Origin of the sequence: Dokdonia sp. Asnod3-C12 (assembly GCF_045063975.1) — a bacterium.
GTDB lineage: Bacteria > Bacteroidota > Bacteroidia > Flavobacteriales > Flavobacteriaceae > Dokdonia.
Genome location: NZ_JBEFNY010000003.1, coordinates 759,395 through 779,655, shown reverse-complemented (window position 1 = coordinate 779,655; position 20,261 = coordinate 759,395). Strand labels below are relative to the sequence as shown.

Below are 20,261 nucleotides of genomic sequence, written 5' to 3'. Positions count from 1 at the left end.
GACAACAAGATGTCAAGAATAGGTAGAAGCCCAATTACAGTTCCAGATGGTGTTACGGTAAACGTAGCAGACGGTGTTGTAACGGTAAAAGGAAAATTAGGCGAGCTTACGCAAGAGTACTCTGGTATAGATATTAAAATCGAAGACGGAACTATTACTCTTGAGCGTGACTCAGATAAGAAGGATGTTCGTGCAAAGCACGGACTATACAGGTCTTTGATTGCAAACATGATTGAAGGTGTATCTAACGGTTTTGAAAAGAAATTAGAACTTGTAGGTGTAGGTTATAGAGCAAGTAACCAAGGTAATAAGCTTGATCTTGCAGTAGGATTTTCTCACAATATAGTTTTGGATATAGCTCCAGAAGTAAAAGTGGAAACAGTTTCTGATAAAGGAAAAAATCCTATTATAAAATTAACTTCACATGATAAACAACTTGTAGGACAGGTAGCTGCAAAAATACGCGGTTTCCGCAGACCAGAACCTTACAAAGGTAAAGGTATCAAGTTTGTAGGAGAGATAATTAGAAGAAAAGCAGGTAAATCTGCATAATACATAGAGAAATGGCATTATCAAAAAGTGAAAAAAGAAATAGAATTCATCTTAGAATTCGTAAGACTATTTCTGGATCTGCGGAGAGACCAAGACTCTGTGTATTTAGAAGTAATAAAGAGATTTATGCTCAGTTAGTAGATGACCTTACGGGGAAAACTATTATGGCAGCATCGTCACGTGATAAAGATATCGCAGCTGCAAAATCAAGTAAGACTGAAACTGCAAAGCTTGTAGGTAAGGCAATCGCTGAAAAAGCTACAAAATCTGGAGTAGAGGCTGTAGTATTTGACAGAGGTGGTTACTTATATCACGGAAGAATTAAACAACTAGCAGAGGGCGCAAGAGAAGGCGGTCTTAAATTCTAAGAAGTATGTATCAAGATTATAAAAACGTAGAGTTAGTAAAACCATCTGGGTTAGATCTTAAAGATCGTTTAGTTGGTGTACAGCGTGTTACTAAGGTAACTAAAGGAGGTAGAGCTTTTGGATTTTCTGCTATTGTTGTAGTAGGTGATGAGAATGGAGTAGTAGGTCACGGTTTAGGAAAGTCTAAAGAAGTAGCTTCTGCAATCGCAAAGGCTATGGAAGATGCTAAGAAAAACTTAGTTCGTATTCCATTAAATAAAGCAACTATACCTCACGAACAGAAAGGTAAATTTGGAGGAGCTCGTGTACTTTTATTACCTGCAGCAGCGGGTACTGGAGTTATCGCGGGTGGTGCAATACGTGCAGTACTTGAGTCAGTTGGTATACATGATGTATTATCAAAGAATCAAGGATCTTCAAACCCACATAACGTAGTAAAGGCAACTTTTGATGCTTTACTTAAGTTAAGAAGTGCTGAGACTGTTGCAAAGCAACGTGGTATCACACTAGATAAAGTGTTTAAAGGATAAATCAAGGACAATGGCAAAAATCAAAGTAACAAAGGTTAAGAGTGCAATAAATCGCACTCAAAACCAAAAGAGAATCTTAGAATCTCTTGGATTGAGAAAAATAGGCCAGGTAAAGGTGCATGATAATACACCTAACATCCTTGGTATGGTAAGTAAAGTTAGTCACTTAGTTTCTGTAGAGGAAGCTTAATATAAATAACAGATGGAGTTAAATAACTTAAGGCCTGCAAAAGGAGCTGTTAAGAAAAACGATAGCCGTAAAGGTCGTGGTCAGGCAACTGGTCAAGGTGGTACGGCTGGTCGTGGACACAAAGGACAGAAGTCTCGTTCAGGATACAGTAAGAAAATTGGTTTTGAAGGAGGGCAAATGCCACTTCAACGCCGTGTTCCTAAATTTGGATTTACAAATATCAACAGAAAAGAGTATGCGGGTGTAAACCTTGATACGCTACAAGAGTATGTTGATGCTGGACGCCTGACGGAAGAAGTATCTATAGAATCTCTTATGGAAGCTGGATTAGTTGGTAAAAACGATCTAGTAAAAATATTAGGTAGAGGAGAGCTTAAAGCGAAAATTAAAGTATCTGCACATAAATTTACTGCAACTGCAAAGGCTGCTGTTGAAGCTGCTGGCGGTGAAGCTGTAACGTTATAATCGATATAAGAGGATGAAATTTATAGATACAATAAAGAATATCTGGAAGATTGATGAGCTAAGGAATAGAATACTCCTTACGCTCACACTTCTCCTCGTATATCGTTTTGGTGCTCAAGTAGTACTACCTGGTATAGATGCTTCTCAATTAGGGGGCTTGCAGGATAGTACTGATCAAGGTTTGTTAGGTCTTCTAGCAGCATTTACAGGTGGTGCATTTTCTAATGCATCTGTTTTTGCGTTGGGGATTATGCCATATATATCTGCTTCTATTGTGGTGCAGTTAATGGGTATAGCAATACCTTATCTGCAGAAGCTACAAAAAGAAGGTGAAAGTGGGCGTCGCAAAATCAACCAAATAACTAGATGGTTAACTATTGCAATTTGTTTATTACAGGCGCCAGGATATCTTGCTGCGTTACCTGCATTAGGAGTTCCTTCTAGCGCTTTTGTAATGGGTTTAACACCTACATTCTATATATCATCTGTATTTATTTTAGTTACAGGTTGTGTTTTTGCTATGTGGTTAGGTGAAAAAATCACAGATAAAGGTATTGGTAATGGTATTTCACTCTTAATTATGGTGGGTATTATTGCAACGATGCCTATATCATTTGTACAAGAATGGGTAGCTCGTGTTACTGAGTCTAACGGTGGTTTGATCATGATACTCATAGAGTTAGTGATTTGGTTTGTTATTATCCTATTGTGTATTTTACTTGTAATGGCAGTACGTCAAGTTCCGGTTTCATATGCACGAAGAACAGCGACTGGAGCCTACGAAAAAAATGTTTTTGGTAGTAGACAATTTTTACCACTAAAACTTAATGCTTCTGGGGTAATGCCTATTATCTTTGCACAAGCAATAATGTTTGTACCTGGGTTGATAGGTGGAGCAAGTTTCTTGGCAGATACAACTGCTGGAACTTGGTTACAAACCAACTTCGGAAATAACATTTTTGGATTTTGGTATAACCTTGTGTTTGCACTATTGATTATTGTATTTACATATTTCTATACAGCAATCACAGTACCTACTAATAAAATGGCAGATGATTTAAAACGTAGTGGTGGCTTTATTGCTGGTATACGTCCAGGGTCTGAAACTGCTGAGTATTTAGATAGAATAATGTCTCAGATTACCCTTCCGGGTTCTGTGTTTCTTGCTCTAATCGCTATATTTCCTGCAGTAGCAGTTAATGTTTTAGGTATGCAACAAGGTTGGGCATTGTTTTATGGAGGTACATCACTATTAATTATGGTTGGTGTAGCTATAGATACTATGCAACAAGTAAATTCTTATCTTTTGAATAAGCACTACGATGGTCTTATGAAATCAGGTAAAAACAGAAAAGCAGTAGCATAATGGCAAAGCAAGCAGCAATAGAACAAGATGGATCTATAATCGAAGCATTGTCTAACGCAATGTTTAGAGTAGAGTTAGAAAACGGTCACGTTGTGACAGCGCATATCTCAGGTAAGATGCGTATGCACTATATAAAATTATTACCTGGAGATAAAGTAAAATTAGAAATGAGTCCTTACGATTTATCAAAGGCTCGTATAACTTACCGCTATTAAGCGGAAAAAAGCTGGATATGAAAGTAAGAGCATCCATTAAAAAAAGAAGCGCCGATTGCAAGATCGTTCGTCGCAAAGGAAGATTATACGTAATCAACAAAAAGAATCCTAGGTTTAAACAAAGACAAGGTTAATAGTTATGGCTAGAATTGCAGGGATAGATATCCCAAAACAAAAGAGAGGTGTAATTGCATTAACGTACATCTTTGGAATCGGAAAGAGCAGAGCAGAAGAAATTCTTGCAGCTGCTAATGTATCAGAAGATAAAAAAGTATCTGATTGGGATGACGACGAAATAGGTCGCATACGTGATGCTGTTGGTACATTTACAATAGAAGGAGAACTTCGTTCAGAAGTTTCTTTGAACATTAAACGTTTGATGGACATCGGTTGTTACCGTGGTATTCGTCATCGTGTGGGTCTTCCTTTAAGGGGACAACGTACAAAGAACAATTCTCGTACTAGAAAAGGAAAGCGTAAAACAGTTGCAAACAAGAAGAAAGCAACTAAATAATAAGGCATAATGGCAAAGCAAACTGCAAAAAAACGTAAGGTTGTTATAGAATCAGTTGGGGAAGCTCATATTACTGCTTCTTTTAATAACATCATAGTTTCGTTAACAAACAAGAAAGGAGATGTTATCTCTTGGTCATCTGCCGGTAAAATGGGTTTCAGAGGTTCTAAAAAGAATACTCCGTATGCTGCTCAAACTGCTGCAGAAGATTGTTCTAAGGTTGCTCACGAGGCTGGCCTTCGTAAAGTAAAAGTGTATGTTAAAGGCCCAGGTAACGGACGTGAGTCTGCTATACGTGCTGTACACAACAGTGGAATTGAAGTGACTGAGATTATTGATATCACTCCAATGCCGCACAACGGTTGTCGTCCTCCTAAGAGACGTCGCGTTTAATAATAAATTATAATTAATATCTCGAGGGAGAACGATTAGCAAAGGATTGACCTTAATTTCTAATCACCCTCAACAAATACATTTAAAATGGCAAGATATACTGGTCCCAAAACAAAGATCGCTCGTAAATTTGGCGAAGCAATCTTCGGAGAAGACAAATCTTTTGAAAAAAGAAATTACCCTCCAGGGCAACACGGAAACAACAGACGTAGAGGAAAGAAATCTGAATACGCTGTACAATTAGCTGAAAAGCAAAAGGCAAAGTATACTTACGGTATCCTTGAGCGTCAGTTTAGAAACATGTACGACAGAGCAAATCGTGCTCCAGGAATTACAGGTGAAGTTTTACTTCAACTTTGTGAGTGTCGTCTTGATAATGTTGTACACAGAATGGGAATGTCTCCTTCTAGAAGTGGTGCACGTCAATTAGTAGGGCACCGTCACATTACTGTAAACGGAAGCATCGTAAACATTCCTTCATTTCAGGTTAAGCCTGGTGATGTTGTTGCGGTACGTGAGAAGTCTAAATCTTTAGAAGTAATCTCTAACTCTCTTCAAAATTCAAGTAACGTCTATGAGTGGATTTCTTGGAACAACGATAAGAAGGAAGGTACTTTTGTGGCAATACCACAACGTCTTCAGATTCCTGAAAACATCAATACCCAGTTCATCGTCGAGCTGTACTCTAAGTAATAACCACTAAAGCTAGAAAACCGATATGGCAATATTAAATTTCCAGAAGCCCGATAAAGTCATTATGATTGACTCTACTGATTTTGAAGGTAAATTTGAGTTTAGACCTTTAGAACCAGGTTACGGTTTAACCGTAGGAAACGCTTTACGTCGTGTATTGTTATCTTCATTAGAAGGTTTTGCAATTACATCTGTACGTATAGAAGGTGTAGATCACGAGTTTTCTACATTGGCTGGAGTAGTTGAGGATGTTACAGAAATCATCCTTAATCTTAAGCAAGTACGTTTTAAAAGACAAATAGAAGAGATAGATAACGAAACTGTAACAATTTCATTATCTGGTGTAGATCAATTAACAGCTGGTGATTTCCAAAAATTTATTTCTGGTTTCCAAGTGCTTAATCCTGATATGGTGATAGCAAACATGGACAAGAAAGTAAATCTTAATATGGAAATTACTATCGAAAAGGGACGTGGATATGTACCTGCTGAAGAGAACAAGAAGTCTAATGCACCTCTTGGAACTATCTTTACAGACTCTATTTATACTCCTATCCGTAATGTAAAATATAGTATAGAGAACTATCGTGTTGAGCAGAAAACTGATTATGAAAAATTAGTTTTTGAAATCATCACTGATGGATCTATTCATCCTAAAGAAGCTCTTACTGAAGCTGCTAAAACACTTATTCACCACTTTATGTTATTCTCAGATGAGCGTATCACTTTAGAGGCAGATGAGATAGCTCAGACTGAAACTTATGATGAAGAATCTCTACACATGCGTCAGTTGCTTAAAACTAAGCTTATCGATATGGATCTTTCCGTTCGTGCGCTTAATTGTTTAAAAGCTGCAGAAGTAGAAACATTAGGAGATCTTGTTTCTTATAACAAAAATGACTTGATGAAATTTAGAAACTTTGGTAAAAAGTCACTTACTGAGCTTGAAGAGCTTGTAAATGTAAAGGGCCTTAGTTTTGGAATGGATCTAGCTAAGTATAAATTAGATAAAGACTAGTTAGCTATAGCAGAAATGCATTAGCGCTTTCGCGAAAGCGGGAAAATACATATTACAATGAGACACGGAAAGAAATTTAATCACTTAGGGAGAAAGACTGCACATAGAAAGTCTATGCTTGCAAACATGGCTTGCTCTTTAATTGAACATAAAAGAATTAACACGACAGTGGCAAAGGCAAAAGCTTTAAAGCAGTTTGTTGAGCCAATGATCACAAAGTCAAAAGAAGATACTACTCATAATCGTCGTATCGTTTTTGCAAAGCTTCGCCAGAAAGATGCAGTAACTGAATTATTCAGAGACGTAGCGGCAAAGATTGGTGATCGTCCAGGAGGTTATACTCGTATTATCAAGATGGGTAACCGTCTCGGGGATAACGCTGATATGGCAATGATTGAACTTGTTGATTACAACGAGATTTACAGCCCAGGTAAACCAGCAAAAAAGAAGAATACTCGTCGTGGAAGTAAAAAAGCTGAAGCTGTAGCACCTGCTGCAACGGAAGAAAAAGCTTCTAACGAAGAAGAATAGATAATTTTTTATCTAAACAGTTTTAAAAAGGCCTTGCTATTAAGCAGGGCCTTTTTTGATTTCAAAAGAGTCATAATATCTTGTTAAGATTTCGAATCCCTATTGAATTCCGTTGCTAGCGCATTATATTGGTAAACAAAACAACTGTATAGTTATGAAATATTTCTTGATCTCCGTTTTACTTATTAATTCCCTAACAGCATTCTGTCAATCTGAAGATGTTACGTTTATGTCTAGCTTGAATTCTAATCAAGCTATCGATGGGTCATTGGTCAATTTTGATGGAGGTAATTATTCGGGCAGAACATTTAAGTCTGCAACTAAGATAGAGGGTGATAAGTTTTTATTCGACAATTGGTTTAGCTCTGCTAGAGTAGTAACGCAGAATAAGCAAGTTATAGACGTACGTAATGTAAACTTTGATATGGAACGAGGGACATTTTCTTTTAAAGAGGGAGAGTATCTATTAGATGTAAATCAATTTGTTGTCAGTTCTGTTAGTATAAATGATTTAATTTTCAAAAGAACTTTAAATCCTCAAGATAATATATCTAGATTAATGGAAGTTATATACGAATCTGATGACCTCTCTTTGTTGAAAGACCATAACGTCAGAATAAGAGAAGGAAAATTTGATATACAAGTAGGACAAGAGCCTGATGAATATGTAAGTAATACGAACTATTATCTTATAAGTGAAGGAGAGTTTAAGAAGTTTAAGCCAAAGAAGTCCTCTGTACTCTCTATTTTCAATGATTATGAGGATGTAATGGTTCAATATATTAAAGAAAATAAGTTGTCCTATAAAGAAGATCATGATTTGAAGAAAATGTTTTTAAAATTAAGCACGCTTAGATCTTCTTCTAATTAACGTCAGTGGTAAAACTATTCTTTTTTAAAAAGAGTATATTCACTACTTTTGCCTTCTGTAAGGAAAAAACAAAAAATGAAATATCAATCTAGAAGACCAGCCATAATATTACTTGCAGACGGAACAATCTTTCACGGTAAATCTGTAGGAGATAAAGAAGCAACTTCTTTTGGTGAAGTTTGTTTTAATACAGGAATGACAGGCTATCAAGAAATTTTTACTGATCCATCCTATTTTGGTCAGTTAATGGTAACTACAAATGCTCATATAGGTAATTATGGCGCAACAGATGTTGAGACTGAGTCTGACACTGTAAAGATTTCTGGATTAATTTGTAGAAATTTTAGCTACACATACTCAAGAAAAGATGCAGAAGAGTCTCTGGAATCTTTTTTAAATGACAGTAAGCTTTTCGCCATTTCAGATGTCGATACTCGAGCACTTGTTGCACACATACGTGATAATGGTGCTATGAATGCTGTTATTTCAACTTCTGTAGATGATATTGAAGGTTTGAAAAAGCAGTTATCTGATGTTCCTGATATGAACGGACTAGAATTAGCCTCAAAAGTATCAACCACTGGTGCTTACTATTTTGGCGAAGAAAATGCCGAGGTTAAGGTTGCAGCATTAGATATTGGTATCAAACGTAACATTTTACGAAACCTTGCAAAAAGAGGAGCGTACGTAAAAGTCTTCCCGTATAATACTACTTATAAGGAGATGAAAGAATGGAATCCAGACGGATATTTTTTATCTAATGGACCTGGAGATCCTGAGCCACTTGAAAACGCAATACAAGTTGCTAAAGATATCATTAGTGCAAACGATCCATTATTTGGAATATGTTTAGGGCATCAAGTGATAGCACTCGCAAATGGTATTTCTACTTATAAAATGCACAATGGACACCGTGGGATCAATCATCCTATAATGAACTTGGTTACTGGTAAAGGAGAAATTACTTCTCAAAACCATGGCTTTGCTATAAATAGAGAAGAAACAGAATCTAATAACGATGTGGAGATAACGCACGTTCACCTTAATGATAACACTGTTGCAGGAATTAAGCTTAAGGATAAGAATTGTTTTTCAGTTCAATATCACCCAGAAGCTAGCCCTGGACCTAACGACGCAACATATTTGTTCGATCAATTTATAGATAATATTAAAAGTGTCACAGCTTAAAAATTTAATCCCCATCTTAATTATTAAGATGGGGATTTTTTTATTTTAAAATTTATGCTTTCGCGAAAACGTTATCGCTACAAAAGAACATTGACTTCACAAAATCATCATCAAAATCGTATTTTTACGTAACTAATAAAACAACTATAACATGAGTATAATCATAGAAGTTCACGCAAGACAAATTTTTGATTCACGAGGAAACCCAACTGTTGAAGTTGATGTGTTTACTGAATTAGGTGTAATGGGAAGGGCAGCTGTTCCTTCTGGAGCATCTACAGGTGAGCACGAGGCAGTAGAGTTGCGTGATGGTGGTAATGCTTTTATGGGAAAAGGTGTATCGAAAGCAGTTGAAAATGTAAATACGCTAATTGCTCCGGAATTACTTGGAGTATCTGTTTTTGAGCAAAACGCTATTGATCAGCTTATGATAGATCTTGATGGCACTCCAAACAAATCAAAACTTGGAGCAAATGCAATCCTAGGTGTTTCTCTTGCTTGTGCAAAAGCAGCAGCTGCCGAATTAAATATGCCGCTATATAGATATATAGGTGGGGTAAGTGCAAATACACTTCCAGTACCTATGATGAATATTATTAATGGAGGGTCACATAGTGATGCCCCTATAGCATTCCAAGAATTTATGGTAATGCCAGTTAAAGCTAAGAGCTTTAGTCATGCATTACAAATGGGAACTGAGATTTTTCATAACCTTAAAAAAGTGTTACATGACCGTAACCTGAGTACAGCTGTAGGCGATGAAGGAGGATTTGCTCCAGCATTAGATGGTACAGAAGATGCGCTTGATAGTGTAAAAATAGCTGTAGAAAAAGCTGGTTACTCTTGGGGTGACGAGATTATGATAGCTCTAGATTGTGCCGCTGCAGAATTTTATGTAGATGGGAAATACAACTATGCAAAATTTGAGGGTGAAACCGGAAAAATACGTACTAGTGAAGAACAAGCCGATTACTTGGCTGAGCTAGCAGATAAATATCCAATTATATCTATAGAGGATGGAATGGATGAGAATGACTGGGAAGGTTGGAAATATCTTACTGATAAGATTGGTGATAAAGTACAACTTGTAGGTGATGATTTATTTGTAACTAATGTAGAGCGTTTATCAAGAGGGATAAATGAAGGGATTGCAAACTCTATCCTTATTAAGGTGAATCAAATAGGTACTCTTACAGAAACTATTGCAGCTGTAAATATGGCACATAATGCAGGCTATACCTCTGTAATGTCTCACCGATCTGGAGAAACTGAAGATAATACGATTGCAGATCTAGCTGTAGCACTTAACTGTGGACAGATTAAAACAGGTTCTGCCTCACGTTCTGATCGTATGGCAAAGTACAATCAACTTATTCGTATAGAAGAGATGCTTGCTGATACAGCATACTTCCCAGCTATGAATGCTTTTAAGATAAAGTAATAACTATAAGAGTTATATTATTTAAAAAATGCCTTCTCCATGAGAAGGCATTTTTATTTCTACAATATTCGACTAATAACGAATTTTTAGGTTTATGTGCTTAGTGAAATGTAATTTTTCTTTTAAAAATAAAACTAGTAGCACTCTTTATTGTTTAAAGTATTAGTTATTGCTTCTGTGATCCAGTGTTTTATGTAAAAATCGACAAGTAAGTAAAATCTTACTCCGATACTGTTGTAAACACGTTTAAATGCATTAATTTTATATTTCCAAATTATGATCTTTAGAAGTTGTGTAGGTTTTACTTTCGCGAAAGCGAATTTTAAATCTATATAGTTCTTTAAATTTTTACCTGGCTCATTCGTTGCATCGTTAGTGAATAAACAAGCAAGTATGACTTTAAGTTGGGTAAGAGCGGGCAGTTACGCTTCGATGTTGTACACTCGCTCTTTTTTTAAATGGATTTTGAAGAGATTCAAAATCTAGATTTAAGTTGGGTAAAGGACATGTGCTACGGTACATGTCCTTTTTTATTATTCTACAAACAGCATATCTGCCTTTGTGTAAAAAGCCTGTATATAAGCTTCTTCTATATTTGGAAAATTCTCTCTTATCTTATCTAGTAAGAATTTAATTAATTTTTAACCTTCTATGAAGCCTATATGTTAAAAAATGAGACTTCTTTTTTGTAATTTAGCCTAACTTCAAACAATAGAATAAAAAAAGAAAAATATAACGATAGATGGCAGATAAAGCAACCCTAACGATAGATGGAAAAAGTTACGAGTTCCCAATAATTACAGGAACTGAGAAGGAGCAGGCAATTGATATAAAGACGCTCAGAGGAGCTACTGGAGGAATCACGACGATAGATCCAGGTTATAAAAATACAGGGTCTTGTGAGAGCGCTATTACTTTTCTAGATGGGGAGAAAGGAATTCTTAGATACCGCGGTTATTCAATAGAAGAGCTTGCAGAGAAAGCAGATTTTCTTGAAACAGCTTATTTATTGATTTTTGGAGAGCTTCCTACAAAACAACAACTAGATAAATTTCACGCAGATATCAAATCTGAATCTCACGTAGATGAGGATATGAAGAAAATCTTAGATGGTTTTCCTAAGTCTGCACACCCTATGGGTGTGTTAAGTGCGCTTACCTCTGCACTTATAGCATTTAATCCTTCTACTGTAAATGTAGATTCTGAAGAAGATATGTATGCTGCTATTGTAAAACTTCTAGCGAAGTTTCCAGTACTAGCTGCATGGGCAATGCGCAAGAAAAAGAGTCAACCTCTTGATTACGGAGATAATTCTCTTGGTTATGTAGAGAACTTCCATAAGATGATGTTTGCAAAGCCTAATGAGGAGTATAAGGTGGACAAAGCTGTTATTGAGGCTATAGATAAGTTACTAATCTTACATGCAGATCATGAGCAAAACTGTTCTACATCTACAGTACGTATAGTGGGATCATCACATGCTGGTTTATTTGCATCTATTTCTGCAGGAATTTCTGCATTATGGGGACCACTGCACGGTGGAGCAAACCAAGCTGTAATTGAAATGCTAGAAGCTATCAAAGAAGATGGTGGTGATACTAAGAAATATATGGCTAAGGCTAAGGATAAGGAAGATCCTTTCCGTTTAATGGGCTTTGGGCATAGAGTTTATAAAAACTTTGACCCTAGAGCAAAGATTATTAAAGTAGCTGCAGATGATGTTCTTACTCAATTAGGAATTGAAGATCCTGTATTAGATATAGCTAAGGGACTTGAAAAAGAAGCTCTTGAAGATCCATATTTTGTAGACCGTAAATTATATCCAAACGTAGATTTCTACTCAGGAATTATTTATCGTGCACTTGATATCCCAGTAGAGATGTTTACTGTAATGTTTGCAGTAGGTCGTCTTCCAGGTTGGATTGCTCAGTGGAGAGAGATGAGATTAGGTAAAGAGCCTATCGGACGTCCACGTCAGGTATATACTGGTGAAAACTTAAGATCTTTTAAAGAAGTTTCGGAGAGATAAGAACTCAGTAATAAAGTATAAAAGAGCAAACATTTCGTTTGCTCTTTTTTTATGCTCAAAAAGTCAGAATGTGACTGTTTAATAATTTGTAAATTCACTTTCGTGAAAGATACCAACCATCCATTACCAGTTATTGTAGAGCAAGCAGAACTTATACTTGCAGGTTTAAAGACTACAATGTCTTTATCTCATAATACTACAATGCAATTATGGCAAACTTTTGGACCATTAAAAAAGTCAATCCATAACAAGTCTAATGATGGGAGTTATAGCGTGCAGTGCTATGCAGATAATTTTATGTCTATTCCTTTTACACCAGAAACCAAGTTTGTGAAATGGGCGGCAGTAGCGGTATTTAACGAAGATGATATTCCAAAGGAGTTAGAAGTGTTGAAAATCCCAAAGGGTAAATGGGCTGTTTTTTCATATAAAGGGACCACACGTGATTTTGGAAAATTTGCTCACCATGTGTATCAAGAATGGCTTCCGCAGTCTGGGTATCAATTAGATCATAGACCACATTATGAGTACATGGGTTCGGATTATTTAGGACCTAATCACCCAGATGCGCAAGAAGATGTCTGGATTCCAATCGTATAGTTTTACTCACATTCAATTACTATATTTTTTATGTTACTTAATCGTTGTTGTTGGGATTTCAAGAGTGGAATTTGTAATTTCACGCTATGCTTAAACTCAATGTAAAAAACGAAACGTCACGTCTTAAAGCCGTGGTTTTAGGAACTGCAGAAAGTAATGGACCTACGCCATCACTTGAAGATGCTTATGATCCTAAGTCGGCGCTTCATATTAAAGAAGGTACATATCCTCTTGAAAAAGACATGGTTCCAGAGATGGAAGCAGTAGCGACTATATTCAAGAAGTATGATGTAGAGGTATATAGACCTAAACTTATAAAAGATATGAATCAGATCTTTACGAGGGATATAGGATTTGTGATTGACGATAAGTTTTTTAAGGCTAATATTCTCCCTGATAGGGAAGAAGAAATAGATGCTATTGAACATGTTATAAAGCAAGTGGCGCCAACACATGTGTTTAGATTACCAGAAGAAGCACACATTGAAGGTGGGGATGTGATGCTTGCAGATGATCATGTCTTCATTGGGACATATAGAGGGGCGGACTATCCAGATTATATCATTGCACGTACAAACATGCTTGCCGTAGGGATGATACAGGAGTTGTTTCCAAATAAAAAAGTAATGTCATTTGATCTTAGAAAATCAAACACAGATCCATACAGTAACGCACTTCACTTAGATTGCTGTTTCCAGCCAGTAGGAGATGGAAAAGCGATATTGCATAAAAATGGGTTCCTTCAAGAAAATGAGTATAACTGGTTGTTAAACCATTACGGAAAAGAAAATGTATTTGAAATCTCGTCTCAAGAGATGTTTAATATGAATTCTAATATATTCAGTATATCGCCAGAAGTAGTAATTTCTGAACGTAATTTTACTCGTCTTAATACTTGGTTAAGAGATCAAAATATTACTGTTGAAGAAGTTGCTTATGCAGAGATTGCAAAGCAAGAAGGATTACTCAGATGTAGTACACTGCCGCTTATAAGAGAGTAGTTATTACATTAACGCATTTTATTATTTTTCACAGGATGTAAATAGGGATGTAATAAAATCCATATCTACGTCTTTACTTACTTCATAAAAGAAGTCTAATTGCCATTTTTTGGTTTTTAGAGCTTGTTTATTATTTGGAGTATCCCATGCTGAATAAACTCTAAAAGCTCTCTTGCCTTCTTTAGTTTGGGTTGATATGATTCCTTTTTTCATAAGTATTGATCTCGGGAAGATAAATTGCCCTAGCTTATTTTCTGTCTTTACATTTACTACATAAAAATCAATAAGATCACTTTCGTGAAAAGGTGAAATCTCTCCACTTTCTAATCGTTTCCAGAACGTTACAAATTGGCCTACTTTTTTAGGTGTTACTTTCGCATCTCTACATGTAATATTAAAGCCTGCTAGCGTAAATGTACAGGCACCGTAGGATTTGCTTTCGAGCTCGTCATGATAATCCGAAATATAAAGCGAGCATTTGTCATAAATGCTCGCTTTAATTTGTTTCAGGTTAGAGGTCATTATTTGTTAATTCACAGTGACTTTCGCAGCAAGTTCTTTTGCTCTTTTGGTAACGTTTTTAATATCGCCACTTAGTTCGTCATACGTTACTACAACTCCCATACGTCTATATGGGCGGGAGGTAGGTTTTCCAAAAAGCCTGAAGTCACATTTAGAAGCTGCGGCAATATTTTCTATACCCGTAAAAGATGGATTATCAGATTCCTTAGTTGCAAGAATCACGGCACTTGCACCTATACGTTCTTGAGTAATTTCTTTTATGGGTAGTCCTAAAACTGCTCTTAAGTGAAGCTCAAACTCATTATAGTTTTGAGTGTTTGCCAGAGTTACCATACCCGTATCATGTGGTCTAGGTGAGAGTTCAGAAAAGTAAACACCATCATCACCTACAAAGAATTCTACGCCCCATAAACCAGCTCCTCCCAAAGCAGCAGTAACCTTAGCTGCCATTTCTTGAGCGGTTTTAAGATGAGCATCTTCCATAGTTGCTGGTTGCCAGCTTTCTTGGTAGTCTCCTCGTTCTTGACGGTGACCTACAGGAGGGCAAAACAGCGTCTCACCATCTCTTTGTGTAACAGTGAGAAGTGTAATCTCATAATTAAAATTTACAAAAGACTCCACAATCACCTCGGCGACATCTCCTCTTGATCCAGCTTGAGAGTAGTCCCAAGCTCGTTGAATATCATCTGGTGTTTTGATAGTGGATTGCCCTTTTCCGCTCGAAGACATTAAGGGTTTTACCACGCAAGGGATTCCTACTTCCTTAACTGCTTTTTGTAATGTTTCTGCAGATGTTGCATAGCGATAGCTTGCAGTTTTTAAGCCAAGATCTTTAGCTGCTAGGTCACGTATAGATTTGCGATTCATTGTGAAGTTGGCAGCCTTTGCGCTTGGGATTACGGTATATCCTTGTTTTTCATAATCATAAAAGCGCTCTGTGCGAATTGCCTCAATTTCTGGAACAATAAAATCAGGTTTGTGCTTTTCGACTAGTCTATCTAGAGCGTCGCCATCAAGCATATTTATCACCTCACGACCATCTGCTACTTGCATTGCAGGAGCGTTATCATAACTATCTACCGCAATTACAGTTTGACCAAGACGTTGTGCTGCAATTACAAATTCCTTTCCCAGTTCTCCTGAGCCTAGTAATACTATCTTTTTATTCATAATGTTTTGCTTTCGCACTTCGGCAAGCTCTGTGTAAACTTCACTTGCATGAAAGCGGTATTATTTACTTTCTTCAATCCAAGCATTAATTTTTTCTTCAAGTAGTGCAAGTGGGATACATCCCGTCTCAAGTACTTCTTTGTGAAACTCTCTGATATCAAATTTATCACCTAACTCTTGGGTTGCTTTTGTGCGCAACTCTCTAATTTTAAGTTGGCCAATTTTATAAGAAAGCGCTTGTCCCGGATTTGCCATATAGCGCTCAATTTCTGATGTGATACCTGCTTCACTTTCTGCTTCATTATCTAAACAGTAAGCAATCGCCTTTTCACGGCTCCATCCTTTAGTGTGGATTCCAGTATCTACTACAAGTCTAACTGCGCGGTGCATCTCAGCTCCTAGTGTTCCAAAGTATTGATAAGGATCTGTATAGAGTCCCAACTCCTTACCAAGCGACTCTGTATATAATGCCCAGCCTTCACCATATGCGCTATACCATAATGTTTTTCTAAACTGTGGTAGTGTCTCGCTTTCTTGTGTTAGAGAAACTTGGAAGTGGTGTCCAGGGACAGCCTCATGTAAAAATAATGACTCATCTGAGTATACATTATACTTGCTAGCATCTGGTATAGGTGTGTAAAAAATACCTGGTCGAGTTCCATCTAGCGATCCAGGATTATACTCTGCACTTGCAGAGTTCTCTCTAAATGCCTCTGTCTGTCTCACTTCAAAAGCCGTCTTAGGTTGCACGCTAAAAAGTAAATCTACTTGAGGCTTTATAGTCTCATGCATTGCATTAAAATTTGCAATGATTTCTTCTGGAGTACTGTACGGCATTAGCTTTTTGTTAGTGCGTACATCATCAAAAAATGCTTTTAAGTCTCCTTTAAAGCCAACTTGCTCTTTTACTTTTTCCATCTCCGTACGTATGCGAGTAACCTCGCTCAGTCCGAGTTGGTGTATCTCGTCTGCGCTCATCGTAGTGGTGGTGTAAAGTTTGATAGCATAGTCATAATAATCGCTACCTGCAGGTAGGTCACTATAGCCAGAGCTATCACGACCAGCAGCTAGGTATTCATTTTGTAAAAAGTCACGCATCTTTGCATAAGCAGGGATTACTTTACCTTCTATCATCGCAACGTAATCTGTGCGTAAAGTGTTTTTATCTTCGTCTGTTATTCCTTCTGGGAAGTTTGCTACGGGCTTGTAAAACAAGTGATTTTCTACAGTTGCCTCTGTCATAGCATCCATTTGTGGGATAATTTTTTTAATAAGAGACTTAGGAAGTACGTAGCCTTCTTTCATTCCTTGACGCATATTTTGCTCTGAGCTGTTGAGCCATACTAGGTATTCATCTACACGTGTTTGCCAGTTGCGGTAATCTTCTACAGTATTAAATGGTTGCGCACTAGCTCCACTCGCAAGCTGGCCAAACATAAGATGTGGAGACCACATCTGGTCTATAGGAGTGAGGTCTTTTTTAAACTCCATACCTTCTAGATTGATGGCAATATCCCAAAGTAACACCTCTTTACTCATCTTCTCTGTGTCTGTAAGGTCACTGTCGTTAAACTGCTGGATAGAGTCGCGGTACGAGCTATAATAAGTCTTTACTGCATCCTTATGAGATTGAGATAATGCATCTGGAAATTTGTCATTATATCTATTATCACCAGACATTGTCGCATTAAGCGGGTTGAGCTTTAGTCCGTCTTCATAATAGTTGTCTAGCACATTGTTAAAAGCTAGTGATGTGTCTGCTGTACTAGCTGTTTCTGTTGTTGCATCGTTTTTACAGGCTATTAGGCTTAAGGCCATTATTCCTGCGAGTAGTGTTTTTTTCATAAGGAAGATTGTAGAAGTTGCAGCTATTATTTTCTGCGGTTTACGTTGTTTTAAAGTGTTTGATGCGCTTTCGCGAAAGCGGTATTCTCACACTCACTATTACGTTACTAAGATACTTATTCGTAAATAAATTATGTGGTCGCTTGGGTGTCTTATTAAGTAGAAGAATATTAAGACTTATTGTTGAATTAGAGATATTAAAAAACCCGCTAAGAGATTAGCGGGTTTGTTTTGTTCTGTTTTCGCGAAAGCGTAATTAATAAGAACTATGAAACAGCAGCTTTAATCTGTTTCATTGCATCCTTTATGTTGTCTACACTAGCTGCATAAGATATACGTATACAGTCTGGATTTCCAAATGCTTCACCAGTAACCGTCGCAACATTTGCCGCTTCAAGTAAGTAGAGTGAAAAATCTGATGCGTTTTCGATTTTTGTTCCACCTAGCGTTTTTCCGAAGTAGTAAGAGATATTTGGAAATACATAAAATGCACCTTCTGGCTCGTTACATTTAAAACCTTCAATATTATTTAGTAAGTCTAATATCAAAGTTCGACGACTTTTAAACTCGTCTATCATGTATTGTACTTTGCTTACTGGAGCTTCTAGAGCTGTTATCACAGCACGTTGAGCGATACAGTTTGTACCACTAGTAATCTGTCCTTGCATTTTATTACAAGCGCGAGCTATATATTCTGGCCCGCCTATGTAACCTACACGCCATCCCGTCATTGCAAAAGCTTTTGACACACCGTTTACAGTAACTGTACGATCGTACATGTCTGGAAACTGAGCCATACTAGCGTGCTCACCTACATAGTTGATGTGCTCATATATCTCATCGCTTACAACGATGATGTTTGGATACTTAACAAGAACGTCTGCTAGTGCACGTAATTCTTCTTTACTGTAAATAGATCCAGAAGGGTTGCAAGGAGAGCTATACCAAAGCATCTTAGTCTTAGGAGTAATAGCTGCCTCAAGCTGCTCAGGAGTCATTTTGAAATTAGTATCTATAGAAGTTGGTACTTCAACAGGCACACCTTCTGCTATTTTTACAATATCTGAGTAGCTTACCCAGTAAGGGCATGGTAGTATTACCTCGTCACCTGGATCAAGACATACTAATGCAATATTAGCAAGTGATTGTTTTGCTCCAGTAGAAACTACAATTTGCGGTAGTTTATAATCGAGCTTGTTGTCTCTTTTAAATTTTGTGATGATTGCCTCTTTTAACTCTACATAACCATCTACAGGAGTGTATGAGTTATAGTTGTCATTTATCGCCTGTATTGCGGCATCCTTTATAAAGTCTGGAGTATTGAAATCTGGTTCTCCTAGGCTTAAACCTATGATATCTTTTCCTTCTGCTCTTAATTCTCTTGCTTTGGCAGCCATTGCTAGTGTTGCAGAGGTAGCCATTTCTGTTACACGGGTAGATAGTTTATTCATACTAGGAGATTATATATTATGTTGATATAAGTTTTGTACTGCAAGTTAACAAAAAGTGCCAAATCCTTAAGAGATTTGGCACTTGATATTTTCTGAAAAATTACGCTTGTTTTATGCAGTAATCGCAGGTTTCATTCCCATGTTTTTTAGGTGATTGAAGTGAGCAACGAGTGCCTTTCTTGTTGTTTCATACTCATGATAAGGAAGGTTGAACTCATTTGCTGTTTCTCTTACAATCTTACTAATCTTTGTATAATGTACGTGACTAATGTGAGGGAAAATGTGGTGTTCTACCTGGTGGTTTAAACCTCCAGAAAACCAATTCATGATTTTATTTTTAGTAGAAAAATTTACTGTCGTAAATAATTGGTGTATCGCCCACGTATTTTTCATGGTTCCTGTTTCATCAGGTAATGGCATGTGAGCATCTTCAACCATGTGTGCAAGTTGGAAAATCACACTTAAAATTACTCCAGCTACGTAGTGCATAATAAAGAATCCTATTAGAATTTTCCACCATGCAAGATCCATCACAATCATCGGGATCACAATCCACATACCTAGATAAATAGATTTAGTGATAAGAAGTGTGCTCCATTGTCTCGCAGGACTTTGTAGTTTTCCATAAGATAGTTTGCGCTTCATGTAGCGTTTCATTTGGAAAAAATCTGTAGTAAGTGCCCAGTTAAAAGTAAGAAGTCCATATAAAAACACAGAGTAGTACTGCTGGAATTTATGAGCCCAGTGCCATTTTCCATGTTTTGAAAAACGTAATACGCGTCCAGCTTCCATATCTTCATCGTGGCCGTGTATATTAGTATAAGTGTGGTGAAGTACATTGTGTTGTACTTGCCAGTTATACACATTACCAGCTAGTATATAGATACTACTGCCCATTAATTTATTAACCCATTTTTTACTAGAAAATGAACCGTGATTTCCATCATGCATAACATTCATACCTATTCCAGCCATTCCTACACCCATTACAACAGTAAGAAGTAATTGCAGCCACGTAGGCATATCAAGAGTTAAGAATAAGAAATAAGGTACTAAGTATATAGCAAACATGATAATCGCCTTGAGGTACAATTTCCAGTTACCTGTGCGTTTGATGTCGTTTTCTTTAAAATAAGAATTTACACGTTTATTCAGCGTTCTGAAGAATTTTGCTGAGTCCGTGCGCGAAAATTTAATTGTATTTTCCATAATGTTGTAATTACTCTAACATAGCGCACTTTAATTCAAGATATTGCACTGTGCATAGCGTTTTTCTCTCGCTTTCGCGAAAAAGTTTTTCTTTTATAA

At 36.9% G+C, this 20,261-nt stretch carries 24 protein-coding genes; 19 read left to right on the top strand and 5 right to left on the bottom strand.

Features of this window, described 5'->3' with window-relative positions; translation table 11 throughout:
- Nucleotides 1–9: 9 nt before the first annotated feature.
- From rplF to ACJJVW_RS03525, 19 genes are all read left to right on the top strand, one after another.
- Nucleotides 10–552 carry a 50S ribosomal protein L6 gene (rplF, locus tag ACJJVW_RS03615; protein WP_298328852.1) on the top strand — a complete coding sequence of 181 codons (543 nt, stop codon included), beginning with the start codon at nt 10–12 and terminating at the stop codon, nt 550–552.
- 11 nt (nt 553–563) lie between these two features.
- Nucleotides 564–920, top strand: a complete 357-nt coding sequence (gene rplR, locus ACJJVW_RS03610) for a 50S ribosomal protein L18 (RefSeq protein WP_013751338.1) — start codon at nt 564–566, stop codon at nt 918–920.
- Nucleotides 921–925: 5 nt separating this feature from the next.
- Nucleotides 926–1,450: a 30S ribosomal protein S5 gene (rpsE, locus tag ACJJVW_RS03605; RefSeq protein WP_013751339.1), complete on the top strand. Its 525-nt coding sequence runs from the start codon at nt 926–928 to the stop codon at nt 1,448–1,450.
- Nucleotides 1,451–1,460: 10 nt separating this feature from the next.
- On the top strand, nt 1,461–1,640 hold the full coding sequence (gene rpmD / locus ACJJVW_RS03600; RefSeq protein ID WP_013751340.1) for a 50S ribosomal protein L30: 180 nt from the start codon (nt 1,461–1,463) through the stop codon (nt 1,638–1,640).
- Between the two features lie 12 nt (nt 1,641–1,652).
- Entirely contained in the window at nt 1,653–2,105 is a 453-nt protein-coding gene (rplO, locus tag ACJJVW_RS03595; RefSeq protein ID WP_013751341.1) for a 50S ribosomal protein L15, read from the top strand.
- Between the two features lie 13 nt (nt 2,106–2,118).
- Entirely contained in the window at nt 2,119–3,471 is a 1,353-nt protein-coding gene (secY, locus tag ACJJVW_RS03590) for a preprotein translocase subunit SecY (RefSeq protein ID WP_013751342.1), read from the top strand.
- Complete coding sequence (gene infA, locus ACJJVW_RS03585) at nt 3,471–3,686, top strand: translation initiation factor IF-1 (protein WP_013751343.1); 216 nt, start codon at nt 3,471–3,473, stop codon at nt 3,684–3,686. Before secY ends, infA begins: the two co-directional genes overlap by 1 nt.
- Nucleotides 3,687–3,703: 17 nt before the next feature.
- Entirely contained in the window at nt 3,704–3,820 is a 117-nt protein-coding gene (ykgO, locus tag ACJJVW_RS03580; protein WP_010519235.1) for a type B 50S ribosomal protein L36, read from the top strand.
- Between the two features lie 5 nt (nt 3,821–3,825).
- Entirely contained in the window at nt 3,826–4,200 is a 375-nt protein-coding gene (gene rpsM, locus ACJJVW_RS03575; RefSeq protein ID WP_013751344.1) for a 30S ribosomal protein S13, read from the top strand.
- 9 nt (nt 4,201–4,209) lie between these two features.
- On the top strand, nt 4,210–4,593 hold the full coding sequence (rpsK, locus tag ACJJVW_RS03570; RefSeq protein WP_013751345.1) for a 30S ribosomal protein S11: 384 nt from the start codon (nt 4,210–4,212) through the stop codon (nt 4,591–4,593).
- Between the two features lie 87 nt (nt 4,594–4,680).
- A complete protein-coding gene (gene rpsD / locus ACJJVW_RS03565) occupies nt 4,681–5,286 on the top strand; it encodes a 30S ribosomal protein S4 (RefSeq protein WP_013751346.1) in 606 nt (201 codons plus the stop codon).
- Nucleotides 5,287–5,311: 25 nt separating this feature from the next.
- Nucleotides 5,312–6,304 (top strand): DNA-directed RNA polymerase subunit alpha, encoded by a 993-nt coding sequence (locus ACJJVW_RS03560; RefSeq protein WP_013751347.1) that lies wholly within the window; start codon nt 5,312–5,314, stop codon nt 6,302–6,304.
- A gap of 57 nt (nt 6,305–6,361) precedes the next feature.
- Nucleotides 6,362–6,835, top strand: a complete 474-nt coding sequence (gene rplQ, locus ACJJVW_RS03555; protein WP_405223007.1) for a 50S ribosomal protein L17 — start codon at nt 6,362–6,364, stop codon at nt 6,833–6,835.
- Between the two features lie 154 nt (nt 6,836–6,989).
- The gene (locus ACJJVW_RS03550; protein WP_405250787.1) at nt 6,990–7,706 is read left to right on the top strand and encodes a hypothetical protein; all 717 of its coding nucleotides are present in this window, start codon (nt 6,990–6,992) and stop codon (nt 7,704–7,706) included.
- Nucleotides 7,707–7,781: 75 nt separating this feature from the next.
- Nucleotides 7,782–8,894, top strand: coding sequence for a glutamine-hydrolyzing carbamoyl-phosphate synthase small subunit (gene carA, locus ACJJVW_RS03545; protein ID WP_405250786.1), 1,113 nt, complete (start codon nt 7,782–7,784; stop codon nt 8,892–8,894).
- 151 nt (nt 8,895–9,045) lie between these two features.
- Nucleotides 9,046–10,335 carry a phosphopyruvate hydratase gene (gene eno, locus ACJJVW_RS03540; protein ID WP_013751352.1) on the top strand — a complete coding sequence of 430 codons (1,290 nt, stop codon included), beginning with the start codon at nt 9,046–9,048 and terminating at the stop codon, nt 10,333–10,335.
- Between the two features lie 742 nt (nt 10,336–11,077).
- A complete protein-coding gene (locus ACJJVW_RS03535; RefSeq protein WP_013751353.1) occupies nt 11,078–12,364 on the top strand; it encodes a citrate synthase in 1,287 nt (428 codons plus the stop codon).
- A gap of 102 nt (nt 12,365–12,466) precedes the next feature.
- Nucleotides 12,467–12,964, top strand: coding sequence for a GyrI-like domain-containing protein (locus ACJJVW_RS03530; protein ID WP_298328822.1), 498 nt, complete (start codon nt 12,467–12,469; stop codon nt 12,962–12,964).
- Nucleotides 12,965–13,050: 86 nt separating this feature from the next.
- Nucleotides 13,051–13,965: a dimethylarginine dimethylaminohydrolase family protein gene (locus ACJJVW_RS03525; protein WP_298328819.1), complete on the top strand. Its 915-nt coding sequence runs from the start codon at nt 13,051–13,053 to the stop codon at nt 13,963–13,965.
- Nucleotides 13,966–13,986: 21 nt separating this feature from the next.
- Here ACJJVW_RS03525 and ACJJVW_RS03520 read toward each other — a convergent pair whose 3' ends face one another.
- The 5 genes from ACJJVW_RS03520 to ACJJVW_RS03500 form a co-directional block, all read right to left on the bottom strand.
- Entirely contained in the window at nt 13,987–14,487 is a 501-nt protein-coding gene (locus ACJJVW_RS03520) for a MepB family protein (protein ID WP_298328816.1), read from the bottom strand.
- Nucleotides 14,488–14,493: 6 nt separating this feature from the next.
- The gene (gene purT, locus ACJJVW_RS03515; protein ID WP_298328813.1) at nt 14,494–15,657 is read right to left on the bottom strand and encodes a formate-dependent phosphoribosylglycinamide formyltransferase; all 1,164 of its coding nucleotides are present in this window, start codon (nt 15,655–15,657) and stop codon (nt 14,494–14,496) included.
- Nucleotides 15,658–15,717: 60 nt separating this feature from the next.
- Nucleotides 15,718–17,502: a DUF885 domain-containing protein gene (locus ACJJVW_RS03510; protein WP_405250785.1), complete on the bottom strand. Its 1,785-nt coding sequence runs from the start codon at nt 17,500–17,502 to the stop codon at nt 15,718–15,720.
- Nucleotides 17,503–17,768: 266 nt separating this feature from the next.
- On the bottom strand, nt 17,769–18,953 hold the full coding sequence (locus ACJJVW_RS03505) for a pyridoxal phosphate-dependent aminotransferase (protein ID WP_405250784.1): 1,185 nt from the start codon (nt 18,951–18,953) through the stop codon (nt 17,769–17,771).
- Nucleotides 18,954–19,064: 111 nt separating this feature from the next.
- On the bottom strand, nt 19,065–20,162 hold the full coding sequence (locus tag ACJJVW_RS03500) for an acyl-CoA desaturase (RefSeq protein WP_108876857.1): 1,098 nt from the start codon (nt 20,160–20,162) through the stop codon (nt 19,065–19,067).
- Nucleotides 20,163–20,261: the final 99 nt, after the last annotated feature.